Here is a 14,192-nt window from a genome sequence, read left to right as displayed (position 1 = left end):
ACCGATGCTTGCGCTGCGACCTAGCGCAACTATAGGCGATGGAGCAATGGACGTTCAACAAACCCGGTTTTCCGCGCAGGAAATTGCCGCACTCGCGCGGCGCATCGATCGCCCCATCGTGCTGGTGGGTATGATGGGCGTGGGCAAGTCCAGCGTGGGCAAGCGGCTCGCGACGCTTCTCGAATGTCCTTTCGTGGACGCGGATGAGGAAATCGAGCGTTCCGCGCAGATGACCATCCCGGAAATCTTCGAAACCTACGGCGAATCCTATTTCCGCGACGGCGAGCGCCGGGTGATCTCCCGCCTCATTGAATCCGGGCCGGATTCCAGGGTCGGACGCTGCGTGATCGCCACGGGCGGCGGCGCTTTCTGCAACGAGATCACGCGGCAGCTGATCCTGGACAAGGCCATCACGGTCTGGCTCGACAGCGAAGTGGAAACCCTGGTCGAGCGCACCGCGCGCAAGGACAACCGCCCCCTGCTCAAGGGCGGCGACCCGCACGAGATCCTCGGCAGGCTGCGTGACGACCGGCGGCCGCACTATTCGCAGGCCCCGATCCATGTGCTCAGTCACAGCGGGCCGCACGTCCAGACGATCAACAACGTCCTGCAGGGAATTTCGCAATGGCTGTAATCCCCGTCGATATCGCCGGCCGCCCTTACGAAGTGCGCGTCGGCGCCGGCCTCCTGGCCGAACTGGTCCCGCAGTGCCGCGGCCTCCTGCGCAAGCGCGGCGTGCCGATCATCACCGACGTCAATGTCCACGCCGCCTGGGGCGCCGTGGTAGAGGCCAGCCTGCGCGAAAACGGCCATGAGCCGCACTGGCGCATCCTGCCCGCCGGAGAGGCCATCAAGTCCTGGGAAGAACTGGCCGCCACCGTGAACTGGCTGCTCTCACTGGAAGTGGAGCGCGGCGATCACATCCTCGCGCTGGGCGGCGGTGTCATCGGCGATCTCACCGGCTTCTGTGCCGCCGTGCTCAAGCGCGGCTGCAAGTTCATCCAGGTGCCGACCACGCTGCTGGCCCAGGTCGATTCGAGCGTGGGCGGCAAGACCGCGATCAACACGCCCGCCGGCAAGAACCTCGTCGGCGCCTTCCACCAGCCTTCGCTCGTCCTGGCCGACCTCTCCGCGCTGGAAACGCTGCCAGAGCGAGACTTCCTGGCCGGTTATGCCGAAGTGGTGAAGTACGGCCTCATCGACGATGCCGACTTCTTCGCCTGGTGCGACACCAACGCGGCCGCCATGATCGCCGGCGACAGCCAGTTGCGCGAATATGCGGTGGCCCATTCCGTGGCGAGCAAGGCCCGCATCGTTGCCGAGGATGAGTTCGAGACCACCGGCAAGCGCGCGCTGCTCAATCTCGGCCACACGTTCGGCCATGCGCTGGAAGCCGAGACCGGCTTTTCCGACCGCCTGCTCCACGGCGAAGGCGTGGCGCTCGGCATGGTGCTGGCCGCACGCTATTCCGCGCGCCGCGAACTCATGCCGCGCGCCAGCGCCGAGCATATCGCCCGTCATATCGGGGAGATCGGCCTGCCTGCCGGGCTTGCGCGGCTGGGTCTGGACTGCGACGGCGCCCGCCTTGTCGATCACATGCTCCATGACAAGAAGATGGACGCGGGCACCCTGCCCTTCCTGCTGCTCAAGGGAATCGGCCAGACCTACCTCGACAAGCAGGTGTCGCTGGAGGACGTCGCCGCCTTCCTCGACGAGGAACTCGCCCGCCCGGACTGATCGGCCTTCGGCGCATATCCGCGCCCGACCGACTGATTTCACGCGCAAATGTTCCGATGTCCCGTGCCTCGCGCGCGGTGACTGCCGAAACCCGATGCCTTTCCGCACGTTCTAATTCTGTCCCGCCACGCGGGAATGTGGCGCCGATCGCAAACCCTTTTTTGGGAGGTCCGGGGGCGTACGGGAAGGCGACAGGTCGATCGGGTCTGTCGCCTTTTCCCGTTTGGAGAGAGGCGCTTGGGCCTCGCGGGCCGCGCAATCCTTTGCCTGACGTGACATTACCATGACGCGCCACTATGGTGCGCGCTTGGATAACAAAAGTACCGGGCCGCACCAGACCGCCATGACACTTTCCGAAGCCACTCCCGAACTCGACTTCCCCGAGGAAATCGAGCGCAACGACCGCGCATTCCTGGGCCACCCCAAGGGCCTGGGCTATCTCTCCTTCGTCGAGGGATGCGAGCGCTTCTCGTACTATTCGATGCAAACCCTGCTCGTGCTCTACATGGTCAAGTACCTGCTGCTGCCGGAGAACGTCGGCAAAGTCGCCGGCCTGTCCTGGCTGCGCGGCTGGCACTACGCCGGGCTGGAGGGACAGCCGCTGGCTTCGGCGATCTTCGGTGACTACACCTCGCTCGTCTACCTGACCCCGATCTTGGGCGGCATCGTCGCGGACCGCTGGCTGGGCCGCAAGGCCACCCTGATCGCGGGCGCCGTGGTCATGTCGCTCGGCCACTTCCTCATGGCGTTCGAGGGCATGTTCCTTTTCGCCCTGATCTCGCTAGTGGTCGGCGTCGGCCTGTTCAAGGGCAATATCGCCAGCCAGGTCGGCGAACTCTACAAGCCCGGCGACTTGCGCCGCGCCATGGCGTTCCAGATCTTCTACATCGCCATCAACGTCTCGGTGATCGTCGCGCCGCTGATCGCGGGCACGCTGGGCGAAGAAGTGGGCTGGCACTACGGCTTCGGCACGGCCGGGATCGTCATGGTGCTGGGTCTCGTCATCTATCTCAAGGCCGGGCACTGGCTGCCCGCCGACAACCGCGCGGCTAAGGGCGACAAGACACCCCGCTCACGTCTCGCCCGCGGCGACTGGCCGCGCCTCGGCGCGCTGGCCGTGCTGGTGCCGGTGCTCGCCATCGCGATGATGACCAACCAGGAGATCTTCAACGCCTATCTCGTATGGGCTGACGCCAAGTTCCAGCTGACTTTCTTCGGCACCACCCTGCCGACGAGCTGGATGATCACCGTGGATGCGACCCTCAGCTTCTCCATGCTGGTGGCCGTCGCCGCCTTCTGGAAGTGGTACGCAGATCGTACCGGCCGCGAGCCCGACGAACTGGGCAAGATGATCATCGGCTCGGTCTTCTCGATCATCGGCGGGTCATGCCTGGTCATCGCCGCCGCAACGGCCGGGGACGCCAGGATCGGCCTGTTCTGGCCGGTCATGTTCCACTTGTTCAATTCGATCGGCTTCGCGCACATCATGCCGGTAAGCCTCGCGCTCTTCACCAAGATCGCGCCGCGCGCGCTCAACGCAACGGTCGTCGGCATCTATTACCTGGCCTTCTTCGGCGCCAACAAGATCGTGGGCGAAGTGGGCGGCTGGTATTCCTCGATGGACACCGTGTCGTTCTGGCTGATCCACGTCGCTGCCGCAGCCGTCGGCCTGATCGCGTTCTCGGCCTTCAAGATCGCGCTGGGCAAGACCCTGGCAGGTGAGCCGGCGCCAGCCTGACAAGGCAGGACGCCACCCGACTTTCGTCATCGCGCACTTAGCGAAGCGATCCAGGGCGGTTTACGCCGCTCCGGATTGCTTCGTGGGCCGCGCCTCCTTGCAGGTGACGAAATGGGCTGGGCAACTCAGCCGAAAACCGCCACCGACTGCATCCCCGCAATCACCGGCGCGCCCGCAGCGCTCCACTGGAGAATATGCTCACTGGCCCCGCCGTCCCGCGCAAATGCGCTGGTGGTGCGCAGCATCCACCAGCCGTCCTCGGTGACCGGCGCCGGTTCCAGCAGATTGATGTGCCAGTGCATCGAACTGATCGGCACGCGGAAATTGAGCAGCGGCAGCACCGCCGTCGGCAAGGCATCGCCGACCAGCACCGCTTCCAGCGCCGGATCGAGACCGTCGCGCTCTTTCAGCCGCACCCACCAGCACATATCCGCCTCGCCCAGCGCCGATTTCGGCAAGGCGAAGCGCGCATCGAAGTTTCGCTTCAGAAATTCGGGCGCCACGTCCAGCGGCACCGGCCTGGCATCGGCCACCGGGTTCACGCCCTCCGGCATCGGATAGCCGGCGATATCCGCCGCGCTCTCGATCTGGCGCATGAACACGAAACTGGCGGTGAAACCCACGCCCTTCTCGTTCGCAAGCTCGGCGGCAACCCAGGTGGCATTGCGCCCCCTGCGCACGATCCGCGCCCGCGCTTCCACGCGGCCCGCCAGCGGCGCGATCATCGCGAACTGGCCGGAACGCAGCGGCGGCAATTCGGGATCGAGCCGCTGCGCCGCCGCCAGCGCAACCGCCGAAGTCAGCCCGCCGTAAGCGGTGCGGCCCTGAAGCCAGTCTTCGGTGATATCGAAAACGAAACCGCCCTCGATCTCCTCCGCGCTCGCCAGAAGCGCAGCAAACCCCGTCATCAGAACAACCTCGAACCGTTGGGCACCGGCTGGTCCGGTGCGAAAAGGACCACCCGGCCCTCCTCGTCCGCGAAGCCGAGCGTCAGCGCCTCCGACACGGCCTTGCCGATCTGGCGCGAGGGAAAGTTCACGACCGCCGCCACCTGCCGGCCGATCAATCCTTCGGGAGAATAGAGCGCGGCGACTTGCCCCACGCTCTTGCGCTCGCCGATGCCGGGACCGAAATCGATCCGCAATTTAAGGCTCGGCTTGCGCGCGCCCTCGTAGACTTCCGCCGCGACGATTGTGCCGACGCGGATGTCCACTTTCAGGAAGTCGTCGAAGCTGACTTGCTCGGCCGCGGGCGCGGCGGGGTCGTGGTCCAGGTGCATTTATTCCATTTCGAGGATGACGGCGTCCACCGCAAGGCTTTCGCCTGCCTTGGCATTGACCGCCTTCACTACGCCCGACTTCTCGGCGCGCAGGATGTTTTCCATCTTCATGGCTTCGACGACGGCCAGCGGCTGGCCGGCCTCGACCTTGTCCCCCTCGCCCACATGAAGCGCGACAAGCAGGCCCGGCATCGGGCAGATCAGGAACTTCGAGAGATCCGGCGGGATCTTTTCGATCATGTGCTTGCTGAGCGAAGCCACGCGGCTGGGCAGGATTTGCACATTATGGATGCAGCCGCGCGTGGTCATCCTGAGGCCCGTGCGCGTCGGTGCGACGCGGATGCCGATGGCCTCGCCATCGATCTCGGCTTCGATCAGCCGGTCACCGGGGGTGTATTCCATTGCCAGTTCGACAAAGGCGCCGTTCACCGTGACGTCCTCGTCGTCGATGACGACTTCGTAGGCCGCCTTGTCGATGGTGACGGTCCATTCCGAGGGCGGCGACAGGCGATGCGGCGCCAGTTGCCCGTCGACCCGGCGCGCCCGGTCCGCCCGCGCGGTGGCGACGAAAGCGGCGACGGCAGCCAGCTTGCTCTTGAGGTCCTCCGACGCGGGCGCGCCGGTGAAGCCTTCGGGATATTCCTCGGCGATGAAGCCCGTGGTCAGTTCGCCCGAGCGGAAGCGCGGGTGCTGCATGATGGCCGAGACGAAATCGATGTTGTGGCCAAGGCCCTCGATCTCGAACAGGTCGAGCGCGGCCACTTGCTTGTCGGCGGCTTCGTCGCGAGTTTCGCCCCAGGTGATGAGCTTGGCGATCATCGGATCGTAGAACATCGAAACTTCGCCGCCTTCGTAGACGCCGTCATCCACGCGGATGCCATCGATGCCGCGACGGCCGTTCTCGGCGCCGTCGTCATCCCAGCCGTCCACCGGCGGCTGATAGCGCACCAAGCGGCCGGTCGAGGGCAGGAAGCCGCGATAGGGGTCTTCGGCGTAGACGCGGTTTTCGATGGCCCAGCCATCGATCTTCACGTCCGCCTGCGTCATCTCCAGCTTCTCGCCCGCGGCAACGCGGATCATCTGCTCGACAAGGTCGACGCCGGTGATCGCCTCGGTAACCGGGTGCTCCACCTGAAGACGGGTGTTCATTTCGAGGAAATAGAAGCTCTCACCGGTCGCATCCGCGCCCGAGACGATCAGTTCGACGGTGCCTGCCGAATAGTAGCCCACCGCGCGCGACAGCGCGACGCACTGCTCACCCATCGCCTTGCGCATCGCGGGGGTCACGAAGGGCGACGGCGCTTCCTCAACCACCTTCTGGTGGCGGCGCTGGATCGAGCATTCGCGCTCGTTCAGGTAGAGGATGTTGCCGTGCTTATCGCCGAGGATCTGGATTTCGATGTGGCGCGGATTGAGGATGAACTTCTCGATGAAGACGCGGTCGTCGCCGAAGGAATTGAGGCCTTCGCGCTTCACGCTTTCGAAGCCCTCGCGTACGTCCTTTTCGTCGTAGGCCAGGCGCATGCCCTTGCCGCCGCCACCCGCGCTGGCCTTCATCATCACCGGATAGCCGATCTCGTTCGAGATGCGCACGGCGTGTTCGGTATCCTCGATCTCACCGACGAAGCCGGGCACCACGTTGACGCCCGCCTGCTTGGCCAGCTTCTTGGACTCGATCTTGTCGCCCATCGCGGCAATCGCGCCAACGGGAGGCCCAATGAATTCGATGCCCTCTGCGGCCAGCGCTTCGGCGAAGGAGGTGCGCTCGGAGAGGAAGCCGTAGCCGGGGTGCACCGCTTCGGCGCCGGTCTGCTTGCAGGCCTGGATGATCTTGTCGGCAATCAGGTAGGACTGCGCAGCGGGCGCGGGACCGATGTGAACCGCCTCATCGGCCATCTGCACGAACGGCGCGCGGGCATCGGCGTCGGAATAGACGGCGACGGTCTGGATGCCCATGCGGCGCGCGGTCTTGATCACGCGGCAGGCAATCTCGCCCCGGTTTGCGATGAGGATTTTCTTGAACAACCCCGTAACTCCCAAGTCAGCCGCCGTGCATGAAGAAGCCGGCGTCGATCACCAAAACCATCGCTCAGAGCGTCGCGGCGAGGATGAATATCCCCGCCGGCACACTCATCGTTCGTCTCCCTGAACTTGTTTCAGGGTCCATCGCGCCGCACAGGCCATCGGCCCGAGGCGCGAAATGGATGCTGCAGCGCGTTCAGCATGACGGGTTTGCAAGCGGAGAGCGCCGGGCATCAGTTCCCCGGGCTCCCATAAGCGCGCAGCTGTTTCGTGCGCGCCTCGGTCAATTCCTTGAGGCAGCCGTTCTGCTGAAGCGGCCAGATTGTGCCGCTTTCCTCACGCGGGCCATTCTCCGAAAGGCACTGGGCGTCGCGCCAGGCGAGCCACTTGCGCTGCGCATCGAGCAGCCGATTGAAATTGCCAACGGGTCCCTGCTTGTCGGCAGCTTTCGCCTTGGCCACCGCCTTCCCCCAAGCCTCGTTCATCAGCCGATCGGCGGACTGGAAGTCGCGATACGAACACACGTTCATGTCCGTCTGCGTCATCGCATTGGCGCAAACGATCGGGGGCTGCGAGGCCAGGAGAAGGATCGGCAGGATCATGCGTGGGTCACTCGGCCGCTTCCAGCTTCGCGCAGCCCTTGGGCATGCGCTGGGCTTCGACTTGCGCCTCGGTCAGTTCGATGGCCATCGGCTTGATGCCGAGGCGCGCGAACATCGCCATGTCGCTGTCGTCGCCCGCGTTCGGCGCGGTGAGCAGCTGGTCGCCTGTGAAGATCGAGTTCGCGCCGGCCATGAAGCACATCGCCTGCGTCATTTCCGACATCGATTCGCGGCCCGCCGAGAGACGCACCATCGACAGCGGCATGGTGATGCGCGCGACCGCCACCGTGCGCACGAATTCCACGTCATCGATCTTGGCCAGCGGAGTGTCGGCCAGCATGTCGCCCAGCACGGTGCCCTTCACGGGAACCAGCGCGTTGACCGGCACCGACTGCGGGTGATCCGGAAGGGTCGCCAGCGTGTGGACGAAACCCACGCGGTCGGCACGCGTCTCGCCCATGCCGACGATGCCGCCGGAGCAGACGTTGATGCCCGCCATGCGCACGTTCGACAGCGTGTCGAGACGGTCATCCATCGTGCGCGTGGTGATCACCTGATCGTACCGCTCGGGCGAAGTGTCGATGTTATGGTTGTAGTAGTCGAGCCCGGCGTCAGAAAGCATGTCCGCCTGATCGGGCGTCAGCATGCCCAGCGTCATGCAGGTTTCCATGCCCATCGCGCGCACGCCCTTCACCATCTCGATGATGGCGGGCATGTCGCGGTCCTTGGGGTTGCGCCAGGCGGCGCCCATGCAGAAGCGGGTGGAGCCCTGGTCCGCCGCCTGCGCCGCGCGCTGCAGCACCTGCTGCACTTCCATCAGCTTGGTCGCCTTGACGCCGCTGTTGGCCGAAACCGACTGCGAGCAATAGCCGCAATCTTCCACGCAGCCGCCGGTCTTGATCGAAAGCAGCGTGGAAAGCTGCACTTCGTTGGCCTTGTGGTTGGCACGGTGCACTTCGGCCGCGCGGAACACCAGTTCGGTGAACGGCAGGTCGAACAGTGCCGCGATTTCCTCACGGGTCCAGTCGGTACGGGGGCTGATGGAAGGGGTTTCGGTCATAGTCATTCCTCAGGCAGTGCGCGCGGGATGACGCGCGGCCAAACCCCGGTCATAGGGGCAAGCGCGGCGTCGATCCAGCGTGACCATCCTTATTCCGCCGCTTCCAGCGAAGAACCGAGCGGCGGCATGTTGTGGCCGAGCAGGCGCAGCACGTCAGCCGCGCATTCGACGACGTTGGTGCCGGGGCCGTAGATGCCCTGAACGCCGGCGTTACGCAGGAACTCATAGTCCTGCGGCGGGATGACGCCGCCAGCGATCACCTTGATATCGCTCCGGCCCGCTTCGCGCAGTTTCTGGATCAGTTCGGGGATCAGCGTCTTGTGACCGGCCGCCAGACTGGACGCACCGACCACGTCGACCGCGCTGTCCAGCGCGAGCACGACGGTCTCTTCCGGCGTCTGGAACAGTGGGCCCGAAACGACGTCGAAGCCCATGTCCCCGAAGGCCGAGGCGATCACGTTGGCGCCGCGATCGTGGCCGTCCTGGCCCATCTTGGCGACCAGCACCTTGGGCTTGCGACCGAGACGGCGCTCCACCGCCTGCACACCGTCCAGCACCTGCTGCCAGCGGCTGTCGCCCTCGTAAGGCGCGGCATAGACGCCCTTCACCGGGGTCGGCTGGGTGCCATAGCGCTGGAAGCTGTCTTCCATGGCCGAGCTGATCTCGCCCAGCGTGGCGCGGGCGCGGGCGCACTCGACGGCGAGCGCGAGGAGGTTGTTCTCGACGCTGGACGCACCTGCCGCGCCGTCGCGCAGCGCCTTCAGAGCGGCCTGACACTTGGCCTCGTCACGCTCCGCCTTCATCTTGTTGATGCGGGCGATCTGGCCTTCGCGGACCTTGGCGTTGTCGACTTCCAGCGTCTCCAGCAGGTCTTCGCTGGCGAGACGGTACTTGTTGACGCCGACGATCACGTCGTCGCCCCGGTCCACCCGGGCCTGACGGGCGGCTGCGGCGGTTTCGATCATCGCCTTGGGCCAGCCGGCGGCGACGGCCCTGGCCATGCCGCCCTCTGCCTGAACCCGCTCGATGATCTCCCAGGCCTGGTCGACCAGCTGCTGTGTCAGCGATTCGATATAGTAGGACCCACCCAGCGGATCGACGACATTGCACATGCCGGTCTCTTCCTGGATGATGATCTGCGTATTGCGGGCGATACGAGCCGAGAAGTCGGTCGGCAGCGCAATCGCTTCGTCCAGCGCGTTGGTGTGCAGCGACTGGGTGCCGCCCAGCATCGAGGCCATCGCCTCGATCGTGGTGCGGATGACGTTGTTGTAGGGGTCCTGCTCCTGCAAGCTCACGCCCGAAGTCTGGCAGTGGGTGCGCAGCATCTTCGAACGCTCGTCCTTGGCGCCAAGCTCCGTCATCACCCGGTGCCACAGCACGCGCGCGGCGCGCAGCTTGGCCACTTCCATGAAGAAGTTCATGCCGATGGCGAAGAAGAACGACAGCCTCCCTGCGAACTTGTCGATATCAAGGCCGGAGGCCACGCCGTACTTCACGTATTCCGCGCCATCCGCGATGGTGAAGGCCAGTTCCTGCACCTGTGTCGCCCCGGCTTCCTGCATATGGTAGCCGGAAATCGAGATCGAGTTGAACTTCGGCATCTCGCGGCTGGTATAGCCGAAGATATCCGAGATGATCCGCATGCTCGGCTCGGGCGGGTAGATGTAGGTGTTGCGGACCATGAACTCCTTGAGGATGTCGTTCTGGATGGTCCCGTCGAGCAGCTTGCGATCGACGCCCTGCTCTTCGCCCGCGACGATGAAGAAGGCCAGGATCGGAATGACCGCTCCGTTCATCGTCATAGAGACCGACATCTTGTCGAGCGGAATGCCGTCGAACAGGATCTTCGTATCCTCGACGGAATCGATGGCGACGCCGGCCTTGCCCACGTCACCCACGACGCGCGGGTGATCGCTGTCATAGCCGCGATGCGTGGCAAGGTCGAAGGCGACCGAAAGGCCCTTCTGCCCCGCCGCAAGGTTGCGGCGATAGAAGGCGTTCGATTCCTCTGCCGTCGAGAAGCCCGCGTACTGGCGGATGGTCCAGGGACGACCGGCATACATCGACGCGCGCACGCCGCGCGTGAACGGCGCGAAGCCGGGAAGGCCGGGATCGACGGTCACGTCCTCGGCGGTGTAGAGCGGCTTCACCGCAATACCCTCGGGCGTGTTCCAGGTCAGGTCTTTACCCTTGACCTCCTTGTCGGCGGCCGCCTTCCAGTCATTGATGTCTGCCATTGTCCGCATCCCTTTCGGCCCGCTTCATTGCGGCGGGCCGCAATCTTTTCTCAGTGAGCGCCCTTGGGCGTTTCCATGATCTCGGTAAGCTGACCGCCCATGTCCTTGGGGTGGACGAAGAAGATCAGCGTCCCATGCGCGCCCATGCGCGGCTCACCCAGCACGCGCTTGCCGAGGCCTTCGAACCAGGCCTTGGCGGCATGAATGTCGGGCACTTCGTAGCAAATGTGGTGCTGGCCCCCGAGCGGGTTCTTCTCCAGCCACTTGCCCACGGCCGAGTCCGGCGCGGTCGGCTGGAGCAGTTCGATCTGCGTACCTGCCGTGCCACCCTCGCCCGGCGTATTGACGAAGCAGACGCGAACCTGCTGGCTTTCGAGCACGAACGGCTCGGTAATATCGGTAGCGCCCATCACCTCGCGATAGAACGCAATCGAGGCGTCAAGATCGGGCGTGGCGACGCCGATGTGGTTGAGACGACCCAGCTTCACGCCACATTCTCCAGCACCAGAGCGATGCCCTGCCCGCCGCCGATGCACATGGTTACTAGGCCGTACTTCCCGCCGGTGCGCTTCAGCTCATACATGCACTTGATGGCGAGCATCGTGCCGGTGGCGCCGACCGGGTGGCCGATGGAGACGCCCGAACCGTTGGGGTTCACCTTCTCCGGATCGAAGCCCAGCACCTTGGAAACGGCAGCAGCCTGCGCAGCGAAAGCCTCGTTGCTCTCGATCACGTCGATCTGACCCAGCGAAAGCCCGGCGCGCTTCAGGGCCACCGGAACCGCCTTGATCGGGCCTTCGCCCATGTAGGCAGGCTCGACACCGGCATGGCCCCAGGCGACGATCTTCGCCATCGGCTTGAGGCCGCGCTTTTCGACCTCCGAGGCGGTCGCCAGCACCACTGCGGCAGCGCCGTCATTGATGCCCGAAGCGTTGCCCGCCGTGACCACGCCGTCCTTCTTGAAGGCAGGCTTCATGCTCGCCAGCGTCTCGGCCGTGGTGTCGGCGCGGACATGCTCGTCGGTGTCGAACACGGTGACGCCCTTGCGGGTCTTCACTTCGATGGGAAGGATCTGGTCATTGAAGCGGCCTTCCGCGATGGCGCGGGCGGCGCGCTGGTGGCTGGTCGCGGAGAGCGCATCCATGTCCTCGCGGGTGACGCAGTGGCGCTCCGCCACGTTCTCCGCCGTGATGCCCATGTGATAGCCGCCGATGGCGTCCGACAGGCCGACGGTCAGCGCGTCTTCCTGCGTGTTGGCGCCCATCTTCTTGCCCCAGCGCACGCCGTGGTCATGATAAGGCACGTTCGACATCGATTCCGCGCCGCCCGCGACGGTGATCCCCGCCTCGCCCAGCTTCATCATCTGCGCGGCCGAGACAATCGCCTGCACGCCCGATCCGCACAGGCGGTTGAGCGTCAGCGAGGGCACTTCGAACGGCACGCCGGCATTGATGCCGATCACGCGGCTGAGCATCTCATCCTTGGCGCTGGTGGGCATGACCTGGCCGATGACGATATGGCCGACGTCTTCAGGCGAAACGCCCGCGCGGGCCAGTGCCTCGGTCACGACCTTGCCGCCGAGATCGGACGGCATGAACGACTTCAGCGAACCGCCGAAGTCACCGACTGCCGTGCGCACGCCGCTGACGATGTAGATGTCTTCCATGACCTGACTTCCCAATCTTGCTTCTGACACATGCCGTCTTTCGCGGCCTGGAAGAGATCGCGGAACTCTCAAAAAGGAGGTGTCCCGCGATCCTCATGCGCCATCAAAGCGGAATGTTGTCGTGCTTCTTCCACGGATTTTCGAGGCTCTTGGTCCGCAGCTTGCGCAGACCCAGCGCGATGCGCTTGCGGGTCGAGTGCGGGTAGATCACCTCATCGATGTAGCCACGGCTCGCCGCCACGAAGGGGTTGGCGAAGCGGTCTTCGTATTCCCTGGTCTTCTCGGCGATGCCCTCGGGCGAGAGGCCGCGGAAGATGATCTCCACCGCGCCCTTGGCGCCCATCACCGCGATTTCGGCAGTCGGCCAGGCGTAGTTGAGATCGCCGCGGAGGTGCTTCGAAGCCATAACGTCGTAAGCGCCGCCATAGGCCTTGCGGGTGATCACGGTGATCTTGGGCACGGTCGCCTCGGCATAGGCGAACAGCAGCTTGGCGCCGTGTTTGATGATGCCGTTGTGCTCCTGGTCGGTGCCGGGCAGGAAGCCCGGAACGTCCACGAAAGTAATGATCGGGATGTTGAAGGCATCGCAGAAGCGCACGAAACGCGCGGCCTTCTTCGAGGAATTGATGTCGAGCACGCCCGCCAGCACCATCGGCTGGTTGGCGACGACGCCCACGGTCTTACCCTCGATCCGGCCGAAACCGACGATGATATTGCCCGCATGGAGCGGCTGAACCTCGAAGAAATCACCCTCGTCGAGGGTCTTCCGGATCACCTCATGCATGTCGTAAGGCTGGTTGGCCGAGGGCGGGATGACGGTGTCGAGACTTTCCTCGGCGCGGTCCCAGGGATCGGCGCTAGGACGCTCAGGCACTTCCTCGCGGTTGTTGAGCGGCAGGAAGTCGAAGAAATCGCGTGCCGCCAGCAGCGCCTCGATATCGTTTTCCAGCGCGAGGTCGGACACGGACGTCTTACTGGAGTGCGTGATCGCGCCGCCCAGTTCTTCCTGCGTGACCACTTCGTTGGTGACCGTCTTCACCACGTCCGGCCCGGTAACGAACATGTACGAGCTGTCCTTCACCATGAAGATGAAGTCCGTCATCGCCGGCGAATAGACCGCGCCGCCCGCGCAGGGACCCATGATCAGCGAAAGCTGCGGCACCACGCCCGAAGCGAGCACGTTGCGCTGGAACACTTCGGCATAACCGCCAAGCGAGGCCACGCCTTCCTGGATGCGCGCGCCGCCGGAATCGTTGAGGCCGATGACGGGCGCGCCGACCTTCATCGCATTGTCCATCAGCTTGCAGATTTTCTGCGCGTGACGGTGCGACAGCGAACCGCCGAACACGGTGAAGTCCTGGCTGAACACGAAGACGAGGCGGCCGTTGATGGTGCCCGATCCGGTGACGACGCCGTCGCCGGGGATACGCTGGCTTTCCATGCCGAAGTCGGTGCAGTCGTGTTCGACGTAGAGGTCAAATTCCTCGAAGCTGCCTTCGTCCAGCAGAATGTCGAGGCGTTCGCGCGCGGTCAGCTTGCCCTTGGCATGCTGCGCGGCAATGCGCTTTTCACCGCCTCCCAGCTTCGCTGCGTCGCGGCGCTTCTCCATTTCGGCGATATTGGCTGACATCCGGGTTCCCTTGGCAAGTGACCTTGGCGGCACGAATTATTGCCCCTGCTAGGCAGGTCGAGGGGGGAAGGTCAATAGTTTTAAGTGATCGGTTAAATGACAAAAGTGGCAGGTTCGCGCGGATTTCGCCCCACCGATGTGTTTGGGTGCGGTTCGATCGTCCCGGCGCGTTATCGCGCTGCCGCGGGGTTTTCCCGGCCTGACCGGCAAACGAAAGG

General features: G+C 64.6%; 12 protein-coding genes. 3 read left to right on the top strand and 9 right to left on the bottom strand.

All coding sequences use genetic code 11. From position 1 onward, the window contains the following. The first annotated feature begins 46 nt into the window (after window positions 1-46). The 3 genes from EDF57_RS00335 to EDF57_RS00325 all read left to right on the top strand — a co-directional run bounded on the left by EDF57_RS00335 (window position 47) and on the right by EDF57_RS00325 (window position 3,475). Window positions 47-634, top strand: a complete 588-nt coding sequence (locus tag EDF57_RS00335; RefSeq protein WP_132262242.1) for a shikimate kinase — start codon at window positions 47-49, stop codon at window positions 632-634. Next, window positions 625-1,737, top strand: a complete 1,113-nt coding sequence (gene aroB, locus EDF57_RS00330) for a 3-dehydroquinate synthase (RefSeq protein ID WP_134092714.1) — start codon at window positions 625-627, stop codon at window positions 1,735-1,737. The genes EDF57_RS00335 and aroB overlap by 10 nt, the downstream gene beginning before the upstream one ends. A gap of 343 nt (window positions 1,738-2,080) precedes the next feature. Then, entirely contained in the window at window positions 2,081-3,475 is a 1,395-nt protein-coding gene (locus EDF57_RS00325) for a peptide MFS transporter (protein ID WP_134092713.1), read from the top strand. A gap of 125 nt (window positions 3,476-3,600) precedes the next feature. Here the strand turns inward: EDF57_RS00325 and EDF57_RS00320 are convergent, their stop codons facing one another. The 9 genes from EDF57_RS00320 to EDF57_RS00280 form a co-directional block, all read right to left on the bottom strand. After that, the gene (locus EDF57_RS00320; protein ID WP_134092712.1) at window positions 3,601-4,383 is read right to left on the bottom strand and encodes a thioesterase family protein; all 783 of its coding nucleotides are present in this window, start codon (window positions 4,381-4,383) and stop codon (window positions 3,601-3,603) included. Next, window positions 4,383-4,754 (bottom strand): tRNA-binding protein, encoded by a 372-nt coding sequence (locus EDF57_RS00315; RefSeq protein WP_134092711.1) that lies wholly within the window; start codon window positions 4,752-4,754, stop codon window positions 4,383-4,385. Before EDF57_RS00315 ends, EDF57_RS00320 begins: the two co-directional genes overlap by 1 nt. Beyond that, window positions 4,755-6,779 (bottom strand): acetyl/propionyl/methylcrotonyl-CoA carboxylase subunit alpha, encoded by a 2,025-nt coding sequence (locus EDF57_RS00310; RefSeq protein ID WP_134092710.1) that lies wholly within the window; start codon window positions 6,777-6,779, stop codon window positions 4,755-4,757. Between the two features lie 230 nt (window positions 6,780-7,009). Next, window positions 7,010-7,321, bottom strand: a complete 312-nt coding sequence (locus tag EDF57_RS00305) for a DUF1311 domain-containing protein (RefSeq protein WP_279587436.1) — start codon at window positions 7,319-7,321, stop codon at window positions 7,010-7,012. Window positions 7,322-7,385: 64 nt separating this feature from the next. Further along, window positions 7,386-8,438, bottom strand: coding sequence for a biotin synthase BioB (gene bioB, locus EDF57_RS00300; protein ID WP_134092708.1), 1,053 nt, complete (start codon window positions 8,436-8,438; stop codon window positions 7,386-7,388). An 89-nt stretch (window positions 8,439-8,527) separates the two neighbouring features. After that, the gene (gene scpA / locus EDF57_RS00295; protein ID WP_208324765.1) at window positions 8,528-10,678 is read right to left on the bottom strand and encodes a methylmalonyl-CoA mutase; all 2,151 of its coding nucleotides are present in this window, start codon (window positions 10,676-10,678) and stop codon (window positions 8,528-8,530) included. A gap of 50 nt (window positions 10,679-10,728) precedes the next feature. After that, window positions 10,729-11,166 carry a methylmalonyl-CoA epimerase gene (gene mce, locus EDF57_RS00290; protein WP_134092706.1) on the bottom strand — a complete coding sequence of 146 codons (438 nt, stop codon included), beginning with the start codon at window positions 11,164-11,166 and terminating at the stop codon, window positions 10,729-10,731. After that, window positions 11,163-12,344: a beta-ketothiolase BktB gene (gene bktB, locus EDF57_RS00285; RefSeq protein WP_134092705.1), complete on the bottom strand. Its 1,182-nt coding sequence runs from the start codon at window positions 12,342-12,344 to the stop codon at window positions 11,163-11,165. Before bktB ends, mce begins: the two co-directional genes overlap by 4 nt. 103 nt (window positions 12,345-12,447) lie before the next feature. Beyond that, window positions 12,448-13,974, bottom strand: coding sequence for an acyl-CoA carboxylase subunit beta (locus EDF57_RS00280; protein WP_134092704.1), 1,527 nt, complete (start codon window positions 13,972-13,974; stop codon window positions 12,448-12,450). Window positions 13,975-14,192 lie beyond the last annotated feature (218 nt).

It is taken from the genome of Novosphingobium sp. PhB55 (assembly GCF_004368805.1).
Classification (GTDB): domain Bacteria; phylum Pseudomonadota; class Alphaproteobacteria; order Sphingomonadales; family Sphingomonadaceae; genus Novosphingobium.
Note: the sequence above shows the minus strand (reverse complement) of the source record. Positions and strands in the feature narration are given on the sequence as shown.